The organism is Actinacidiphila yanglinensis (genome assembly GCF_900107965.1).
GTDB classification, from domain to species: Bacteria; Actinomycetota; Actinomycetes; order Streptomycetales; family Streptomycetaceae; genus Actinacidiphila; species Actinacidiphila yanglinensis.
In genome coordinates this window covers 467,695-485,882 of record NZ_FNVU01000005.1, presented here as the reverse complement: position 1 = coordinate 485,882, position 18,188 = coordinate 467,695, and the positions used below count along the sequence as shown (strand labels likewise).

16 protein-coding genes are annotated in these 18,188 nt (G+C 73.5%); 4 read left to right on the top strand and 12 right to left on the bottom strand.

Going from position 1 to position 18,188, the window contains the following annotated elements:
- Positions 1-12: 12 nt before the first annotated feature.
- From C4U44_RS14770 to C4U44_RS14760, 3 genes are all read right to left on the bottom strand, one after another.
- Positions 13-954 (bottom strand): dihydrodipicolinate synthase family protein, encoded by a 942-nt coding sequence (locus C4U44_RS14770; protein WP_200823264.1) that lies wholly within the window; start codon positions 952-954, stop codon positions 13-15.
- A gap of 63 nt (positions 955-1,017) precedes the next feature.
- The gene (locus tag C4U44_RS14765) at positions 1,018-1,683 is read right to left on the bottom strand and encodes a GntR family transcriptional regulator (protein WP_103886205.1); all 666 of its coding nucleotides are present in this window, start codon (positions 1,681-1,683) and stop codon (positions 1,018-1,020) included.
- A 274-nt stretch (positions 1,684-1,957) separates the two neighbouring features.
- On the bottom strand, positions 1,958-3,571 hold the full coding sequence (locus C4U44_RS14760) for an MFS transporter (RefSeq protein WP_103886308.1): 1,614 nt from the start codon (positions 3,569-3,571) through the stop codon (positions 1,958-1,960).
- Between the two features lie 225 nt (positions 3,572-3,796).
- On the opposite strand from C4U44_RS14760, the gene C4U44_RS14755 reads away from it, so the two are divergent.
- On the top strand, positions 3,797-4,105 hold the full coding sequence (locus C4U44_RS14755) for a carboxymuconolactone decarboxylase family protein (protein WP_103886204.1): 309 nt from the start codon (positions 3,797-3,799) through the stop codon (positions 4,103-4,105).
- Positions 4,106-4,181: 76 nt separating this feature from the next.
- The gene (locus tag C4U44_RS14750) at positions 4,182-4,913 is read left to right on the top strand and encodes a DUF4253 domain-containing protein (RefSeq protein WP_103886203.1); all 732 of its coding nucleotides are present in this window, start codon (positions 4,182-4,184) and stop codon (positions 4,911-4,913) included.
- Here the strand turns inward: C4U44_RS14750 and C4U44_RS14745 are convergent.
- Positions 4,894-5,559: a DUF4097 family beta strand repeat-containing protein gene (locus tag C4U44_RS14745; RefSeq protein WP_103886307.1), complete on the bottom strand. Its 666-nt coding sequence runs from the start codon at positions 5,557-5,559 to the stop codon at positions 4,894-4,896. The genes C4U44_RS14750 and C4U44_RS14745 overlap by 20 nt on opposite strands.
- Positions 5,560-5,797: 238 nt before the next feature.
- Between C4U44_RS14745 and C4U44_RS43605 the strand changes: the two genes are divergently transcribed.
- Complete coding sequence (locus tag C4U44_RS43605; protein WP_103886202.1) at positions 5,798-6,589, top strand: helix-turn-helix domain-containing protein; 792 nt, start codon at positions 5,798-5,800, stop codon at positions 6,587-6,589.
- Between the two features lie 98 nt (positions 6,590-6,687).
- On the opposite strand, the gene C4U44_RS14735 is transcribed toward C4U44_RS43605, so the two are convergent.
- Complete coding sequence (locus C4U44_RS14735) at positions 6,688-8,007, bottom strand: choice-of-anchor A family protein (RefSeq protein ID WP_103886201.1); 1,320 nt, start codon at positions 8,005-8,007, stop codon at positions 6,688-6,690.
- A gap of 120 nt (positions 8,008-8,127) precedes the next feature.
- Entirely contained in the window at positions 8,128-10,530 is a 2,403-nt protein-coding gene (locus tag C4U44_RS14730; RefSeq protein WP_160145028.1) for a tetratricopeptide repeat protein, read from the bottom strand.
- Positions 10,531-10,998: 468 nt separating this feature from the next.
- On the opposite strand from C4U44_RS14730, the gene C4U44_RS14725 reads away from it, so the two are divergent.
- Positions 10,999-11,526 carry a PH domain-containing protein gene (locus tag C4U44_RS14725; RefSeq protein ID WP_103886199.1) on the top strand — a complete coding sequence of 176 codons (528 nt, stop codon included), beginning with the start codon at positions 10,999-11,001 and terminating at the stop codon, positions 11,524-11,526.
- Here the strand turns inward: C4U44_RS14725 and C4U44_RS14720 are convergent.
- The 6 genes from C4U44_RS14720 to C4U44_RS14695 all read right to left on the bottom strand — a co-directional run bounded on the left by C4U44_RS14720 (position 11,498) and on the right by C4U44_RS14695 (position 18,078).
- Complete coding sequence (locus C4U44_RS14720; protein WP_103886198.1) at positions 11,498-12,160, bottom strand: response regulator transcription factor; 663 nt, start codon at positions 12,158-12,160, stop codon at positions 11,498-11,500. The genes C4U44_RS14725 and C4U44_RS14720 overlap by 29 nt on opposite strands.
- On the bottom strand, positions 12,157-13,503 hold the full coding sequence (locus tag C4U44_RS14715) for a sensor histidine kinase (RefSeq protein WP_200823247.1): 1,347 nt from the start codon (positions 13,501-13,503) through the stop codon (positions 12,157-12,159). Before C4U44_RS14715 ends, C4U44_RS14720 begins: the two co-directional genes overlap by 4 nt.
- A gap of 20 nt (positions 13,504-13,523) precedes the next feature.
- Positions 13,524-14,312 (bottom strand): ABC transporter permease, encoded by a 789-nt coding sequence (locus C4U44_RS14710; RefSeq protein WP_200823246.1) that lies wholly within the window; start codon positions 14,310-14,312, stop codon positions 13,524-13,526.
- Positions 14,228-15,283 carry an ABC transporter ATP-binding protein gene (locus tag C4U44_RS14705; RefSeq protein ID WP_103886197.1) on the bottom strand — a complete coding sequence of 352 codons (1,056 nt, stop codon included), beginning with the start codon at positions 15,281-15,283 and terminating at the stop codon, positions 14,228-14,230. The genes C4U44_RS14710 and C4U44_RS14705 overlap by 85 nt, the downstream gene beginning before the upstream one ends.
- A gap of 165 nt (positions 15,284-15,448) precedes the next feature.
- Positions 15,449-16,930: an MFS transporter gene (locus C4U44_RS14700; protein WP_103886196.1), complete on the bottom strand. Its 1,482-nt coding sequence runs from the start codon at positions 16,928-16,930 to the stop codon at positions 15,449-15,451.
- Between the two features lie 125 nt (positions 16,931-17,055).
- Positions 17,056-18,078 carry an alpha/beta hydrolase gene (locus C4U44_RS14695; RefSeq protein ID WP_103886195.1) on the bottom strand — a complete coding sequence of 341 codons (1,023 nt, stop codon included), beginning with the start codon at positions 18,076-18,078 and terminating at the stop codon, positions 17,056-17,058.
- Between the last annotated feature and the right edge of the window lie 110 nt (positions 18,079-18,188).

Below are 18,188 nucleotides of genomic sequence, written 5' to 3'. Positions count from 1 at the left end.
TCACCGGATCCCTCACAGCCAACCCTCCTGCCGCCACTGCCCGACCAGGCCCGCGATCCGCTCGCGCAGGTCCTGCGGCAGCACGCGGGACGGCGGGCGTACCGCCCGCCCGGACAGGCCCAGGTGGGCCAGCGCCTCCTTGACCACGCTGACGTTGTCCGCGGAGGCGTCCGCGGCGCGCAGTTCCTCGAAGGTGCGGGCGGACTCCCACACCGTCATCGCCCGCGCGTAGTCCGCGCGGCGCAGCGACTCCAGCAGTGCGGTGGCCAGCCCGGGCGCCACGTTGACCAGGCCGGAGGTGAAGCCGGTCGCGCCCACGGCCCAGTAGCCCGGGGCGGACAGCTCGGCCAGCCCGGCGATCCACACGAACCGGCGCAGCCCCGCGTCACGCGCGACCCCGGCGAAGCGCACCGGGTCGGGGACGGCGTACTTCACGCCGATGACGTTCGGGCTGCGCTCGCCCAGGGCGCGGATCTGCTCGCCGCTGATCCGCGGGTCGCGGACGTAGAGCACGACCCCGAGTTCCGGCACGGCGTCGGCGATGTTGCGGTGGTACTCGATCCACCCCTCCACGGAGCGGTACGGGTGCACCGGCTGATGCACCATCACCGCGTCCGCGCCGGCGCCGCGCGCGTGCCGGGCCGCGAGCACCGCGCTCTCGACGTCGAGCCCGACGCCGGCCATGACGGCGGCCCCGCCGCCCGCCGCCGCGACGGCCGACTCCACCGAGCGCCGCGTCTCCGCCTCGGTGAGCGTGTAGAACTCGCCGGTGTTGCCGTTCGGCGTGATCGCGTCCACGCCGTGCTCGACCAGGCGGCGGATCAGCGCGGCGTGGTTGTCCCAGTCCACGCTGCCGTCCTCCTGGAACGGCGTGACCGGTATCGCGATGATCGTCGCCAGCCGGTCGCGTAATGCCTCCATGGGGGAGGCCGGGTCGTGCGTCTCCAGGATCATCAGGTACGCCTCACTCACCGTCTCGTCCGGGCAGCCGCGTGATCGTCGACGGCCGCTGGTGCCTCAGGCTCCGTCCTCGGGGAAGTTGCGGGCCGCGAAGGAACTGATGTGACTGCGCATCAGGTCGCGAACCAGCTCGGAGTCCCCGTCCTCCGCGGCCCGCAGGATCGCGCGGTGCTCGGCCGCCTCCATCCGCCAGGAGGGCTGCCGCGACCACGCCGCGCTGGACAGCAGCGCGGTCTGGTCGCGCAGTTCGTCCAGCGATCTCACCAGCAGGGGGTTACCGCAACGGGAGTACAGCGCGCGGTGGAACGCCCGGTTGGCCAGCGAGCGTTCCGCGGTGTCCGCCGCGCGGTCCGCCCGGTCCAGCGCCTCCTCGGCCTCCCGCCCGATCCGTCCGGCCGCGGCGCTGCGGGCCGCCGCCGCGGGTTCGAGCAGCAGGCGCATGTCGTACACGCAGCGCGCGTGCGCCTGGTCGACCTCGCGCACGGCGGCGCCCTTGTACGGGCTCATGATGACCAGTCCCGAGCCGGCGAGCGTCTTCAGCGCCTCGCGCACGGGGGTCTTGGACACCTCCAACTGCTCGGCGAGATCCGCCTCGACCAGCGCCTGGCCCGGCTTCAACTCCCCCGTCAGGATCGCGTGCTTGATCGACGCGAGCACTGCCTCGGTTCGGGAGGGCAGCGCGCGCGGGCGGGACGGATCGCGGTGGGCGACGGTGTCGGACACGTCTTCTCGGCTCCCGGGGTTCGCACCAGGTGGGGCTGTGCCGTACGGCCTCTCATATACGATGTGCGCCGACCGTAGGGTCTTGGTCGTGGACGGTCAAGGGGTCGCGCACCATCCCGCCGCATCGCTCCCACCGGGCATAACTGGCCGTATCAGCCCCTTCCGCCACGCATCGTGCTAGGGCGGCGAGGACGGGCTATACGCCGGACCGGTCGGCTCTGATATCTGATGTGCGACGGCGAGCGACCGGGCCTCGCGCCCGATCGGGGGTGCGTCAGCTCGCCGCGGGGCGCTTCCGGTTCGGCCGGGTCGCGGGAAGGCGGCGGGTGAAGGCACAGCTCGCCAGGGTGATGCCGCCGGCCGCCAGGATCGCCGCTTTGAGGCTGTCGAGCTGGGCGGTGGAGTACGCGTCCACGACGGCGTCGACCTCCGCCGGTGGCAGGCCCGCGCTCTGCGCCCCCGCACGCACCTGGTCGGCGCTGACGAAGCTGACGCCCGCCTCCATCCTGACGGCCGCCTCCTTGCGGGCCGCCTCGGAGATCCGCGGATCGCTCTCGATCTGCGTCGTGAACGCGGTGACCAGCGCACCGATGAGGAGGGAGCCGATCAGCGCGGTACCGAGTGAGGACCCCAGGTTCTGCGCGGTGTACTGGAGCCCGCCCACCTCGCTGCGGTCCGTCTCCCCCACGCTGGACTGGACCACGTTGCCGAGTTGCGAGGCGAGCAGTCCCATGCCCAGCCCCAGCACCGCCATGGCGAACCCGAAGGAGAGGTCGTCGATGTGCGGGGCGATCGTGGCGAGCAGCCAGACGATCGCGACCAGCAGGACGAGCAGGGCGATCCAGACCACCGTGCGGGGGCTCGCGAACCGCCCGAGCACGGGCCCGCTCATCGCGGAGACCAGCATCGTGGCGGACACCGGCAGCAGCCGCAGCCCGGTCTGGAAGGCGTCCAGGCCCTGCACGACCTGGAGATAGAGCGGGATGGTGAAGAACAGCCCGAGCAGGATGAGGTTCTGCCCGAGCAGCATCGCCAACCCCGAGCGCAGAGGGGCGAGGTGAAAGAGCGACAACTTCACCAGTGGCGCCGGGCCGCGACCCTCGTCGTGCCGCGCCGTCGTCCGGCGTTCCCAGGCACCGAAGAAGCCCAGCACGACGCCGCCGGCCGCGATGACGAAGAGGGTCGGCGAGAAGCCGAGCACGGTGAACGGCGGGTTCCGCGGCCGCAACCAGCCCCAGGAACTGCTCTGCAGGACACCCAGCACCAGCACGGCCAGCCCCGCCGCGGACAGCAGCGCGCCGACCACGTCGAGGCGCGCGCGCCGCGAGCCGCGCGGCGGGTCCGGTGCGATCCAGCCGAGGAGGGCGAGCATCGCGAGCACCAGCACGACCTCGCCCACGAACACCAGCCGCCAGGTGAGATAGGTGGTCACCCAGCCGCCCAGCAGCGGGCCGACGGCGATCCCTGCGCCGGCCAGCCCGCCGATCACACCGTAGGCGACCGCCCGGTCGGCCCCCCGGTAGGCGCCGGCCACCAGCGCGGCCAGCGCGGGGAGCACCAGCGCGGCACCCAGCCCCTCGACGACCGACCATCCGACCGCGAGCACCCACAGGACCGGGGCGGCGGCGGTGATCGCCGAGCCGGCGCCGTACACCACCAGGCCGACGGCGAACATCCGCCGGCGGCCGAAGAGGTCGCCGAGCTTCCCACCGGTGATCATGGCGGCGGCCATGACCAGCGTGTAGAGGGTGATGACCGCCTGGATCGCGGTGACCTCGGTGTCGAAGTCCTTCACCAGCTGGCTGATCGAGACGTTCATGACCGAGGTGTCCAGCACCATCAGGAACTGCGCCGTGCCGAGGATGACCAGCGCCCGCCAGCGTCCCATGTGCGTCTCCTCGGCGCGGACGCGCTGCGCGCAGCGCGTGACCGGCGGTTGCGGCGCCGGCACGGCCACCGGGCGCGGAGTCGACACGATAACTCCCTGTCCGACCGTTTTCGCCGCATTGCCGGACCGGCCCGCGGGGCGGTCCGGCGTTACCGTGGAAGGACAAGCCGCCGTTTCACGCACCATCGGTAGCGGCTCACGGCATCGCTGAAAGGTGGTCCGGACATGACCACAGCGTCGGACACCCCCGTTCTCGACACCCTCGCCGCCATGACGCTCGACTCGATCGACCGCTGCGGGCTGGACGAGCGCACGTTCCTCCTCACCCGCATCGCCGCGCTGGTCGCCATGGACGCGCCCGCGGTGTCCTATCTCGCCCATGTCGAGCCGGCCGCCAACGCCGGCGTGACCGCGGAGCAGGTGCAGGACGTCCTGATCGCGGTCGCCCCGGTCGTCGGCACGGCACGCGTCATGGCCGCCGCGGACCGCATCACGGACGCGCTCGGCTTCGCCATCACGGTCGCCGAGAGCTAGCCGAACTGGCTGAACTGTCCGTGGGGCGTTCTAGCCTCCCGCCGCAAGCGCATCCGCACGGTGGGGGGAACGTCCCATGGGCGAGCACGCAGCGGCAGAACGGATCCTGCGCCGCGGTTGGGAGATCGACGCGAAGGACAAGCAGGAGAGCGCGGGGAAGGACTACCCGGGCCGGGAGAGGATCGCCGAACTCTTCGGCGAGCCCGACGACTTCGAGGAGGTCGTCGCGCCGTTCGGTGCCGCGTGGCCCGGACTGGCCGCGACGGCCGGGGCCCGGCCGGGCACCGACCGGCAGGCGGCCGAGGTCCTGGCCGAGATGGCGGAGGACGGCGGCTGGCAGGAGTGCCGGCTGGACGGTGTGCACCGCGCCGCGGACCTGCCGGACCTGGCCGAGCAGCGCGGCTTGGTGGACTGCTGGGTCCATGACGCGCAGGAGTTGAGCGTGGTGCTGCGGTCGTGGGAGGAGCGTTTCGGCACCCGGCTGGTGAGGGTCGGCCCGGACCGCGTGATCGTCTCGGTGGCGGCGTCGGCCCGAACGGCCGCCGAGGCGCAGGCCGTTGCCGCCGAGCACTTCGCCTTCTCGCCGGACACCATCACCCAGGGCGACGACGAGACCCTCGGCGAGTACGCCGCCAACCAGGTGCTGGACGCGGAGGCGTGGGTCTTCTGGGGGGAAACAGTGCGCGCCCGCCGAGTGCGGGCGCGGTGGGTCGGCTCCGTGCCGGCGACCGGTGTCGATCCGGTCGCCGGCACGAACCGGCCGGGGACGTACGGGCGTTCGCGCCGTGTCACAGGCTGCGCGCGGTGATGTCCCCGTGGGAGGTGGTCGCGCGGATGTCGAGCGCGACGGTCCCGTCGTTCTTCAGTGCGTTGCTGATCCGGCCGTGACCGGTGTCGGCGTCCAGGGCGGCGGAGACCCCCGCCGCCGCGGTGACCGAGATGGCACCGGACTGGGTGCGCAGGACGACGGCACCGGTCACAGCCTCGTTGATCCGGATGTCGCCCCGGGCGGTGCTGATCTCCGCGGGCCCGCCCAGCCGGCCGATCTCGATGTCGCCGTCGACCGCGGTGAGCTGGACGCTCCCGGCCTCGTCGACCTTGGTGTGGCGGTAGGCGCCCTCGAAGGCGAGGTCACCGAGCCGCCCGACGCCGCGGAGCTCCGCACCGGCGGACTTGCCCTCGACACGGGAACCGGCCGGCAGCTGGACGGTGATCTGCACGGAACCGGACGGACCGAAGAGCTGGTTCTGCGGCTGGTCGGTGGCGATCCGCAGGACGCCGTCGGCGTAGGAGACGGTGGTCCGCTCGGCGGCCTTGACGTCACGGGACTTGCTGGAGTCGGCGGGCAGGATCTCGACGGTGGTGTCGGTGCGCTCGGCGGCGATGATCTGGATACGACCCGCGGGGATGTCCAGCACGGTGGAGATCGGGGCGGGGGTGTCGAACTTCTGCATCATGCTCTCCGTTGCTCGTTCGCTGTTTCCGATGAGTGAAACGCTACGTTGCTTTCCATGATCGGACAACGGCTTCGTTGCATGACATCACTATCTGACCAGCTCAGAGCCGTAGAAGTGTTGCAATCGTCTGAGAACTAACGCAACGGCGACTTGCGTTGCGTTGCAATGGGCGAGAGGTGAACGCTAGGGTCGGAGAGATCGGGGACCATCACCAGGGAGTACCGAGGAGAGCGCGATGCCCGGAGGCAGGCTCACCCAGCAGGAACGCCGGCAGATCGCGCTGGGACTGGCCGACGGCCTCGCCTACGCCGAGATCGCCCGGCGCCTGGACCGCCCGACCTCGACGATCACGCGGGAGGTGATGCGCAACGGCGGCCCCACTTCCTACCGGGCGGACCTGGCCCACCGCGCCACCGAGAAGCGCGCCCACCGGCGTTCCCCCGCCTCGTCCCGCGGCCCGGCGTCAGCCCGCGCTCCGCAGGACCCGCACGGACGCGACGCGGAAGCCGTGGCGGAGTACGAGGAGACGCTCACCACCGTCCTGATGACCTCGGGCCTGACCAAGATGGCAGCCCGGGTGCTGACCTGCCTGTTCACCACCGACGCGGGCAGCCTCACCGCGTCCGAGCTGGCCCGGCGCTGCGAGGTCAGCCCCGCGTCCGTGTCCAAGGCGATCGCCTTCCTGGAGGGCCAGAGCCTCGTCCGCCGGGAGCGCGACGAGCACCGCCGCGACCGCTACACCGTCGACGACGAGCTCTTCTACCAGGCGACGATCGCCAGCGCCCGGGCGAACGACCGGCTGGTGGAGGCCGCCCGCCAGGGGGTCGCCGTGCTCGGTACCGGCACCCCCGCCGCGGCCCGGCTGGAGAACATCGCCCGCTTCCTCGACTTCATCAGCGAGAGCATCACCCGCGCCGCCGACCAGGCCCGGGAGGTGCTCCACACGTCATCCGGAACTCCCGGAGCACCCGACACTCCCGGGGCGGGTTCCGGCGGCACGGCCCGGCCGGACCCGGAACACGGATAACGGATAACGGATAACGGATAACGGGTAACGGACAGGGGCCGGCGGCGCCCTCGGCACCACCGGCCCCCGTCGACCGCCCGGCGGGAAACGCCTCCGGGTCAGTGGCCGTAGCCGCCGGTGGGCTGGTCCGTGGGCTCGTCCGACGGAGGGCAGGACGTCGGCGAGGCCGTGGGCGTCGTGGGCGGCTCCGTCGTGGGAGAAGTCGTCGGCGTCGTGGTGGGCTCGGTGGTCGGCGGAGTCGTGGGCGGCGTCGTCGTGGGCGAAGTCGTCGGCGCCGTGGTGGGTTCCGTGGTCGGCGGGGTCGTCGGCGACGTGCTGCAGTCGATGGCTCCCGCGAAGGGGAAGTCGTGGATCTCGCCCGCGTTCACGTAACCGCCGTTGCCGTCGGACGGGCCGGCCTGGAGGGAGCGGACCACGATGTCGCCCTCGATGTTGGAGGCGTCGAGGTCCGTGAAGTCCGCGCCGGGCGCGTAGACCGTGCCTTCGAGGCTGTCGCCGGAGGTCATGTCGATGGTGTGCGCGTCGGGGAAGTCCCACAGCATGTACGGGGCCTGCGGTCCGGCGGCACCGGCGAGTTCGACGCTCTGCCAGGAGTACCGCCCGCCGGTGCCGGTGGTGTCGACCACGACGACGAACGGGGTGTTCGCGCTCGGCTGGTTGCGGAAGGTCAGCACCGACAGCCGGTTGAGGTCGCGGCCGGTGATGTGCAGGACGTTGGTCCGCCCCGGGGTGAGGGTGACGTACGCCTGGGTGCCGTCGGCGAAACCGGTCTGCGGGTCGAGCGGGGCGCCCTGGGCGTCGTCGAGCGTGACGTTCGCCGCGCAGGTGCCGATCTCGGTCGCGCGGGCGCGATAGGTGGAGAACAGCGACGGGAAGTCGATCAGACCCGGGCGCGGTGCGACCGAGTCCGTCGGCTGGTCGGTGGTGAGTTCGACCCGCGGCGTGGCGTCGTAGCCCGCGCCGGCCGGGACGACGCGGTCGTGGACCTCGGCCCCGTTGGCGTCGTGGTCCAGGACCGACACCCCGGCGCGGTCGCCGATCTTCAGGTAGCCGTCGCTCCCCACCCGCAGCACCCCGGCCGGCGCGCTGTCGGCCGTGTCCACCCGGCCGCCCACCAGCAGCGCGGTCGGGCGGGCGTCGCCTGCGTCGGTGAAGGAACCGGCGGTGTGGATGGCGACGTTGTAGCCGGGGCCGAAGGAGAGGTCGCCGCCCAGGGCGACGGTCCCCTCCGTCTCGGTGCTGCCGAGGAGCGCGTCGTGCTCGACGATCGTGCCGAATCCCTGGTTCCCCTCGACCGGGTTGCCGATCGCCGCGCGCGGCGCGGCGGCGGCGCTGTCCGCGGAGGGCAGGGTCACGAGACAGGCGACGGCGAGGCCGGCGGCACAGACGAGCGCTGACGCGAGTGGGGGAGTATGCATACCTTCGACACTAGGAAGGCCGTACGGGGTTCACTCTTCTGTACACGGACGGCCACTCCATGATCGACCCGATCGGACGCATCATCATATTTACCCAGGAGAAGCGCCCCGTCCGACGCGTCAGGCCGGCTCCGGCAGGTTCGGTGCGGCAGCGTCGGGAGGTGCGGGGTCCAGGCGGGCGAGGTTGTCCCGGACCCGCGCGAGGCCCGGCTGGAAGCCGAGCTCCTCGAAGATCTCCATCGCCTGCCGGAAGCAGTCGCGGGCACTGTCCGCGCGGCCGAAGTGGTGGAAGGTCCGGCCCAGGGTGTGCAGGGAGTCGCCCTGCAGGTACTGGATGCCGGCGCCGGTCGAGACCTCCAGCGACTCCTCGATGGAGGCGACCGCCTCCTCGAACCGGTCCAGCCCCCGGTAGGCGTCGCCGAGGTTGTTGAGGGCGACCGCACGCGTGTAGGACGAGCGCGTCGTGCCGAGGGAGTCCAGTGCCCGGCGGTAGTGGACGACCGCCTGCTCGAACCGGCCGCCGTCCAGGTGGACATCGGCGATGGCGACGTGCGGGGTGGACTTCTTGATCCCCATCTCCGGCGGGAACCCCGCCCACAGGGCGAGGGCCCGCTCGCCGCACTCGATGGCCCGGTCGCCCTGCCGGATCTGGGAGTAGAGGCTGGCCAGGTTCCCCAGCGCGACCGCTTCGCCGACGCCGTCCCCGGCCCGCCGGTGCAGCGCCAGCGCCTCCTGGAGCCGGGCCAGGCAGGACTCGCTGCGCTCCCACACGCCGTGGCAGACGCCGAGCCGGTGCACCGTCCACGCCTCCGCGGAGATGTCGCCGCTCTGCCGCGCCACGACGAGGGCCCGTTCCAGGCAGCCGCGCCAGTCGAAGGTCAGGTCGGTCATCGCATAGGCCATCATGCGGATGGCGATGAGCGCGGCGAGGTCGGCGCGCCCGCACCCGGTGGCCGCGTCCACCGCCGCGGACAGGGCCTCGGCGTGCTGATCGAACCAGGCCACCGCCTCCTCGGGTGCGGAGAAGCGGGGCGGTTCACCGACCCCGGGCTCGGGCGCCGGCTCCGGCAGGGAGGAGGGGGTCGGGTCGATCACGACCATGGCGGCGTCCGCGGCCCGGGTGTACCAGTACAGCAGCCGCCGCACGGCAGCGTCCCGCTCCGCCCCGGGCACGGCGTCCTCCAGCCGCTCCCACGCGTAGGACCAGATCAGGTCGTGGAAGGCGTAGCGCCCGGGTTCGAGGCCGACGAGCAGGTGGATGTCGACGAGATGGTCGAGCGCGGCCTCCACGTCGGCGGCCGGCGCGCCGGACAGCGCGGCCACCTCCTGGGTGCCGAACGAGGAGGCGGGGACGAGGGCGGCGGTGCGGAAGACCTGGGCGGCGTCCACCCGGCGGACCCGCCCGGTGGAGGCCGCCGCCTGGAGCAGGTACCGGTAACTGAGGTCGAAGGACGCCCGGATGGCCAGGTCGGAGACGGACAGCTCGTCCAGCGTCCGGCGCCGGTCGGCCAGGCGGGCGGCGAACCCCGCGATCGACCAGGTCGGGCGTTCGGCCAGCCGGGCACCGGCGATGCGCAGCGCCAGGGGCAGGCCCGCGCAGCCGGCGGTCACCGCGGAGACGGCCGCGGGTTCGGCCGCGGCGCGCTCCGCCCCGAGGATCGACGCGAGCAGCCGCCGCGCGTCCTGCACCGGCAGCAGGTCCAGGTCGAGCCGGTGCGCGCCGGGCAGTCCGGACAGCCGGCCGCGGCTGGTGCTCAGCACGGCGCAGCCGGCGGCGGCCGGGAGCAGCGGGCGGATCTGCGCGGTGTCGCGGGCGTTGTCGAGCAGGATCAGCAGCCTGCGCCCGGACACCTCGGAGCGGAAGCGCGCGGTGCGCCCTTCGAGATCGTCGGGCACCTCGCGGGGCGGGACGCCCAGGTCACGCAGGAAGGCGGCCAGGACGTCCGCGGGGTGCCGGGGGTTGGCGTCCGCGCCGCGCAGGTCGACGTAGAGCCGGCCGTCGGGGAAGCGGTGCGCGACCAGGTGCGCGGCATGCACGGCCAGCGTGGTCTTGCCCAGGCCGCCGCCCCCGGTGACGGTGGCGACGGCGGGGCTGCCCGGGCCGCCCGCGGTCGCGGTGAGCGCGCCGGCCAGCCGCTCGACCTCCGCTGTCCGGCCGGTGAAGTCCGGCGCGTCCGGGGGAAGTTGGGACGGCACCGGCGGGGTCGCGGCGGCGGCCGGCGGCTCCGCCGGTACCGGCACCGCGGGTTCGGCGGGCCCGGCGCCGCCGGCCGCGCGCTCCCACAGGCCCAGCAGCGGGGCCTCGTCGACCTCGGCGGCCCGCGCCAGGTTCGCCAGCGCCGAGCGGGTGACCAGCCGTTTGCCGTTCAGCCAGCGCTCCCACGACGAGCGCGCGTAGTGCGTCCGGGAGCCGAGGTCGGCCAGCGTCCAGCCGCGCGCGTCCTTCAAGCTCCGCAGTTCCTGGGCCAGTTCGCGGGCGGGGGTGGTGAGCCCGTCCGGCAGTGGCACCCAGTTGGTCGGCACGGCCAGCCTCCCTGTCGTCCCTCTCGCGCCCGTCCCCATCGGCGCACCCTCGCGTCCCAAAGACGAGGTGACGGCTCTGGGACGGATGGGATTGTCCCACGTCCACCTGAGGGTCTCGACGGCCCCGCACCCGGCCGGTCAGGATCGTCGAGCAGGCCGCGGACCGTACCCGCAGCGCCACGTGCCCTCGCGGCACCCGACGCAGGTCGGAGGCGTGCCCGCCCGGGCGACCGGGCACGGGGACGGCGGCGGCCGCCGCGTGGCGGGGGCGGAGCCGGACGGGGGAGCTCCGCCCCCCGGCACCGCGCGACCGGCCGTGACGACCCGGGCGGCGAGCACCAGGGCACCGACTCTCGGACGGTGGCCCCGCGTTCGGGGAATCCGGCCGCGGCCGGAAGCGATCCGGCCCGGAAAGCTGCCGCGTTCCGCACAAGAACGTCCGCCCCGGCCGATGGCACGATGGCGCCCATGACCGACTCCCGCACCGTGAGTTGCCGCCCTACCGCACCGCGGACCCTGGCGTACCTCATCGCGTCCGGCGTGCTCGGGGCGGGCGTGGCCGCGGCGCGCTTCGTGTACGGGGCCGCGTTCGACGACCCCTGGGCCGACTTGGGCCTGGTCTTCACGGTCGTCGGCGTCCCGTGCGTGCACCTGCTCGGCGCGCGGGTGGACGCGGACGCGGAGGGCCTGCGCTCCCGTACGGTGCTGCGGCGCCGGAGCGTGCCGTGGCGCGATGTCGCGGACCTGCGCGTCCAGGTGCGGGAGGTGCGCGGCACGCGGGTCCGCCGCGTCCGCGTGGTGCGGCACGACGGACGCACCTGGCGCCTGCCGCTGCCGGTGAGCGGTGCCGCCGACGACCAGGTGGCCTTCGACGCGAAGCTCGCGGCGCTGCGCGCGCTGCACCGCCGGCACGCCCTCGGCGCGTCCGCCACGCCGCTGCCGGGGAACGGATCGGGTACGGGGCCGGTCAGGGTTCCGCGGGTCGGCGGGGCGTGAGCAGGCCGCGGTTGAACGCCTCGGCCACCGCGGCCGCGCGGTCGCTGACGCCGAACTTGCCGTAGACGTTGATCAGATGGGTCTTCACCGTGGCCTCGCTGATCAGCAGGCGGGCCGCCACCTCGCGGTTCGTGGCACCGGCGGCCACCCACTTCAGCACCTCGGCCTCCCGCTGGCTGAGCAGCCCGGGAGCGGGCGTGCGGACCCGTTTCATCAGCGTGGCCGCGACCGACGGCGACAGCACCGCCTCCCGGTTGGCGGCGGCGCGCACGGCCCGCAGCAACTCGTCCCGGGGCGCGTCCTTCAGGAGGTAGCCGGTCGCTCCCGCCTCGATGGCCGGCAGGACGTAGCTGTCGGAGTCGTACGTGGTCAGCACCAGCACCCGGGAGGTGCTGCCCGTCCGGGCCAGTTCGGCGATCGCGGCCACGCCGTCCATGACGGGCATCCGCAGATCCATCAGGATGACGTCCGGTGCGAGGCTCGCCGCCAGCCGTACCGCCTCGGCGCCGTCGGCCGCCTCGCCGACGACCTCGAACGCCGGATCGGGGGAGAACAGACCGCTCAGGCCGTCCCGGACCACCGGGTGGTCATCGGCGACGAGCAGCCTGATGGGCGCCGGTTCGGGGGAGTTCACGCGCCGGCCTCCGCTGTCCCGTGCGGCACCCGGGCGGAGACGGTCGTCCCCGATCCCGGTGCCGACTCGACCCGCACGGTGCCGGACAGCGCTTCGATCCGCTCCCGCATCGCCTCGAGGCCGAAGCCGCCGGGCCCGCCCCCCGCCCCCGAGCCGGCCGGAACGGGGACGGCCGGAACGGGGACGGCCGGAACGGGGACGGGAAGTACCGGCGCGGGCGGGCGGCCCGCGGCCGGCTCGAAGCCGCGGCCGTCGTCCCGCACGTCCAGGACGACCTCGTCCTCCTGGTAACCGAGTGTCAGGGACACGGTGGTGGCACCTGCGTGCCGTGCCACGTTGGCCAGCGCCTCCTGCGCCGCGCGCAGCAGCGCGAGTTCCGCCTCCGGCCGGGTCGGGCGGGCCGTACCGCTGGTGGTGACCCGGACGGTCACGCCGTGCAGCGCGGACCAGCGTTCGGCGACCCCGGCCAGCGCCTCCCCCAGCCCCGCGGTCTCCAGCGGCTGCGGCCGCAGCGCGTCCACCGACCGGCGCGCCTCGGCCAGGCTCTCCCGGGCCAGCCGGGTCGCCGCCGCGAAGTGCGTGCGGCCCCGCTCGGGTACGCCGCCCGCGAGCTCGGCGGCCTGCAGCTGGGTGACGATCCCGATCAGGCCCTGCGCCAGCGTGTCGTGGATCTCCCGCGCCATCCGCTGCCGCTCGTCCAGCACCCCGGCCTCCCGTGCCTGGACCAGGAGTTGCCGGTGCAGCCCGGCGTTCTCGGCCAGCGTCGCCCGCAGCCGGCGGTTGGCCTCCCGCGCCTCCGCCAGGGCCGCCTCCCGCGCCTCGTTGACGCGTTCGGCGTTCCGCTCCCACCAGGCGAACCCGCACAGGCAGATCACGTTGACGGCCAGCACGACCACGAAGGCGGTCAGACCGACGGCGCTGTCCTTGGGCACCCCCGCCGCCTGGGCGCAGCCCGACTCCAGCGCGACCGCGGCGACCCCGGGCATTCGCCACGGCCAGGGCACGATCCCGAAGGCGTAGAAGTAGCAGGCCGGTGTGAACAGCCCGAACCACGGGTCGCGCAGGACCAGGACGCCGATGAGCACGACCAGCCCGGCGAAGAACAGCCCCATCACGCCGGGCCGGTCCCACCAGTCCGGGTGCAGGGTGAACATCCACAGGATCCACAGCGCGGTCGCGGCGCACAGGCCGAGGTCGACGCCCGGCGGGGTGCCCACTCCGTGCCGGAGGACCGGGGTCACGACCGCGAGCGCGGCCAGCAGCACGTACGGCACGACCGTCACCAGCGGCAGCAACCGCTCGTCCTGCCCGCCCTTCATGGCGGGCAACTCCCGCCCGCTCATGCGTGCCCTCCACGTCGGCGTCATTCCCAGCGAAACAATCTCACCGCGGCCACGCCGAAGACAACGGCATAGCAGGCCAGCGTCACCAGTTGGAGGGGATGCGGCCCGTGCCCCTCGGTCGCGTCGGTCAGCGCCTGCACCGCGGCGCCCAGCGGGGTGGCCCGGCAGACGTGCCGCAGCAGCGCGGGCATGGCCGCGATCGGGAGGAACAGCCCGGCGAAGAACATCATCACGTAGAAGAGGGTCGCGCCCACCGCGCTCGCGATCCGGCCGTTGGGCGAGGCCGCGGCGACGAACAGGCCGATCGCGGTGAGGGCGAGCGCGGCCAGCACGAGGGCGAGCACGTAGCCGCCGAGCCGGCGGGGCATCCACACACCGAAGGCCAGCCGGGCCACCACCAGGAGCGCGATCACGGAGACCGCCGCGGTCGCCAGGTTGACCAGGAGCTGGGCGGCGAGCACCCGGGCCGGCCCGACCGGGGTCGTGCGCAGCCGGCGCAGCACCCCCTTCTCCCGGTATCCGGCCAGCACTTGGGGCACCACGTTGAACGACACGGTGGCCAGGACGAAGGCGGCGAGGATCGGCACGTAGAGGTCGAGCAGGGTGGAGCCGCCGAGGTTCTGCCGCGGCCGGTTGTAGAAGGGGATGTTGCCGAAGACGACCAGCAGCATCATCGGCATCCAGACGGCGAGGACCGGGCCCGCCTTCTCCCGGACGAACAGGGTCAGTTCGGCGAGCGCGAGCCGTCCCAGCACGGATCCGCGGGGGACGGCCGGTGGTACGGGCCCGGCCGGGGTGGTGGGTGACATGGCGTGCTCCTCCTGCTCGTGGGCTGGTTCGCGCCGACGGCGGCCCCGGCGGCGCCCGTCGCGGTGGCGGCGCGGTCACCGGTCAGCGCGACGAAGGCGTCCTCGAGGCTGGGCCGGTCCACCCGCAGGTGCTCGGCGACGATGTCGTTGCGGGCCAGCACCGAGGTGATCGCGTGGAGGGTGTTGCCGGTTCCGGTGACCACCACGAGGTCGCCCTGGCGGGTGAGGCCGGTGACCTCGGGCAGGCCGGTCAGCAGGGCGTCCTCGAAGGGGACCGAGGGGCGGAACCGGATCCGCTGGCCGTCCTGGACGCGTTCGGTCAGGGCGGTCGGGCTGTCCACCGCGACGACACGGCCCCGGTCGATGACCGCCACCCGGTCGCAGAGCCGTTCCGCCTCCTCCATGAAGTGGGTGACCAGCAGGATCGTCACCCCGCGGGAGCGGATGTCCTGGATGAGGTCCCAGGTGTCGCGACGCGCCTGCGGGTCCAGCCCGGTGGTGAGCTCGTCCAGTACGGCCACCTCGGGACTCCCGATCAGCGCGAGCGCGATCGACAGCCGCTGCTTCTGCCCGCCGGACAGCTTGGCGTACGGGGTGCCGCGCCGGCCTGCCAGCCCGAGCACGTCCATCAGGACCTCCGGGTCGGCCGGCTTCCGGTAGAAGGAGCCGTACAGCCGCAGGGCCTCGCCGACCTTCATCCGGTCGGGCAGCTGCCCGTCCTGGAGCTGGACCCCGAGCCGCTGCGTCACCTCGGCCCGATCCCGCCGGGGGTCGAGCCCCAGCACCCTGATCTCGCCCCGGTCGGGGTCGCGCAGCCCCACGACGCACTCCACGGTGGTCGTCTTGCCGGCGCCGTTCGGGCCGAGGATGCCGAAGATCTCCCCCTGCTCGACGGTGAACGAGACGTCGTCGACCGCCACGGTGGCGCCGTAGCTCTTGTGCAGGTGCCGCACCTCGATGACCGCTGGCATGCCCGACGTCTCCTCCGGCTCCGTGGTCCGCCGTTCGCTGGCCTTCAGCCTGCCAGCGACGCGGTCACGGCCCCATCGGCCGCCCGGCCCCATTCCGGCGCGGACCGGTCGATCGACCGGACGGAGGGCCGCCTCCACCGATCGGTGGAGGCGGCGGCGGTACGGCTACGGGCAGGCGTCGACGTCCTCGTCGGAGGGGCCGCGCCGGCGGAGCCGGGTCAGCAGCGGCGGGGAGTACCAGCCGGGCTGCTGGCCGGTCATCCAGGCGTCCACCGACGGCTTCGGCGGGCGCACGCCACCGGCCGCGTACAGGGCGACGCCGATCACGCCGCCCGTGATGGAGATCCAGAAGCAGATCCACAGCGCGGTCCTCGTGCCCGCGTCGGCATTGCTCCCGACGGTGGCGGCGACGTACAGCAGGACCGGGGCGATCATGAAGGCCGCCACCGCGCGGATCAGCTCGACGATCGCGAACACGCGCTGCACCTGGGGCGAGCGCAGCGAGAAGCCGGCGATGAACAGGGCCGGGACGACGGAGGAGCCGACGCCGATGCCGACCAGTCCCGAACCGACCCCGACCAGGACGGAGGTGGGCGGGGAGGCGGCGTTCATGACGGCGATGCCGACGGCCAGGAAGGCCAGGCCGACCAGCACGTAGTAGTGGAGAAAGCGGGTGCGGAAGACGATGCCGAAGGTGACCGCCGTGATCACCGCGCCGCCGAACTCGGGCAGGTAGAGCAGTCCCAGGTGCATGTCGGAGAACCGGTGGGCCAGGACGGTCTCGGTCAGCGAGATCGCCGACACCGACGCGGCCGCCGCGCAGATGGCCGCCACGATGCCGGCCACCGGCAGGGTGCTGATCAGGCTCCGCACGCACAGCAGCGGGCGTTTGGCGGTGTACTCGTGGACGAAGAGGATGACGATCACCAGCAGCCCGCCGAGCAGCGGCCCGATCGTGGTGGCGTCGACGAAGGGGTGGGTGAGCAGTTCCGAGGCCCCGAAGAAGGCGGCGGCGCACCCGATGACGGCCAGCGACAGCGCGATCCAGTCGATGGGCGCCCCCGGATCGACCGGCGGGGTGTCCTGGAAGGTCAGCACGGACAGCACGAGTGCCGCCGCGGCGACCCCGGCGATGGCCCAGAACAGCGGGCGCCAGCCGTTGGAGGAGGCCTGGATGCCGCCGAGCACCGGGCCGAGCGCGACCGCGCCGAAGATGCAGACGTTCATGATCACCGCGGTCTCGCGCAACCGGGCGGCCGGGTACCCGGTGATCAGGGGCGGTACGGCGGCGATCAGCAGCAGGCTGGTGCACAGGCCCTGCAGGACGTGCCCGATGATGAACATCGCGGCGGAGTCCGCCGCCGCGGTGAGTACCGAGCCGATCAGCAGCAGGGTGCCGTAGACGAGCAGCATCCGCCGTTGCGGGCGCTTCTGGGCGAACTGCACCGCCAGGACGGTCCCCACCGCGTACCCGGCGTTGGCCATGCCCGAGGTGATGGCGACCGCCTGGAGGCTCATGTTCAGATCGCCGGCGATGATCGGGGTGATGGGCCCCAGAGCCGCCGACAGGGCCAGGTAGGGGACCAGGGCGAAGACGACCATCGCCGCCACCGCGGGATACCGGCCGGCCAGCGGGCCTTCGTGCATGGGCGATTCCTTCACGTTCGGTGGGAAATGTACGCGTACGGTCCCTATCGTGACCCGCTGCCGCCGATCTCCCGCCAAGCGCAGCCGCTGAAGTCACCCGTTCGATGCTCCGCCGGCCGCAGTCGCTACTCCTCGTGTTGGGCGACCGCCTCCTCGGGGACCGCGGCGCCCGCCGGCCGGCGCCGGTCGAGCCAGGCGTCCAGGACCGCGTAGGCCCGGGCGCGCGGCCGGGGCAGGGAGAGGAACACGTCGTGGCGGGCGCCCTCGATCGGCGCCACGGAGGTCTCGCCGCCGAGGCAGCCGGCCCACCGGGCGATCTGCCGGACGTCAAGCACCGTGTCGGCGCGATCGCTCACCTCCGTGTAGCGGGACGAGAAGTGCGACCGGTCCGAGCGCAGCACCAGGGAGGGCACCCCGATGTCCAGGCCCCGGTGCAGCCGGGCGTGCCCGCGGCGGATGGCGTGCAGCCAGCCGACGGTCACCGGGAATCCGGCCAGCGGCTTCATCGCCAGGTCGAACTCCCACTCCCCGGTGCCACTGGTGTGCAGCGTCTCCCCGTACACGCTCGGGCCCAGCTTCAGCCGCCGCCGCGGGAAGGGCCGGACCAGCATGCGCAGCGCCTGGGTCACCGCGCCGCGCTGCACCGGCTTGGCCTGGAGGTCGAACCACGGGCTGTTCAGCACCACGCCGGCGACCGGCGCGACCTGACCGGCGGCCCGGCGCCGGTCCAGCCAGAGCGGGACGATCAGCCCGCCGGTGGAGTGCGCGACGAGGTACACCGGCAGGCCGGGATGGGCCGCGGCGACGATCGCGAGGGCGCGCTCCAGCTCGTCGTCGTACAGGGCGAGGTCGGACACGTAGTGCGCGGTCTGGCCGGCGCGCCGCGCCCGGCCGCACTTGCGCAGGTCCAGGCCGTGGAAGGCCAGTCCCTGCCCGGCGAGGAAGTCGGCCAGCTCGGTCTGGAAGAAGTAGTCGGAGAAGCCGTGGACGTACACGACCGCGCCGTGGACCGCCTCCCGCGCCCGGACCTCGCGCCGGACCAGGACGGCCGAGATCCGGCCCTCCCCGTCGGGGTCGGCGCCCAGGTCGATCTCGTGCCGGCGGTAGCCGTCGCCGAGGATGTCCGGCCGCCAGTCGGTGTCGGGCATGAACGACCTCCGGGGTGGGTGGCGCCGTCGAGCCGGCCGGCTCGGCGGCGATCGGGGTGGGCGAGGGGACGTGCGGTCGGGCGGGTGGAGGAGCGGGCGGTCCCGGGGCG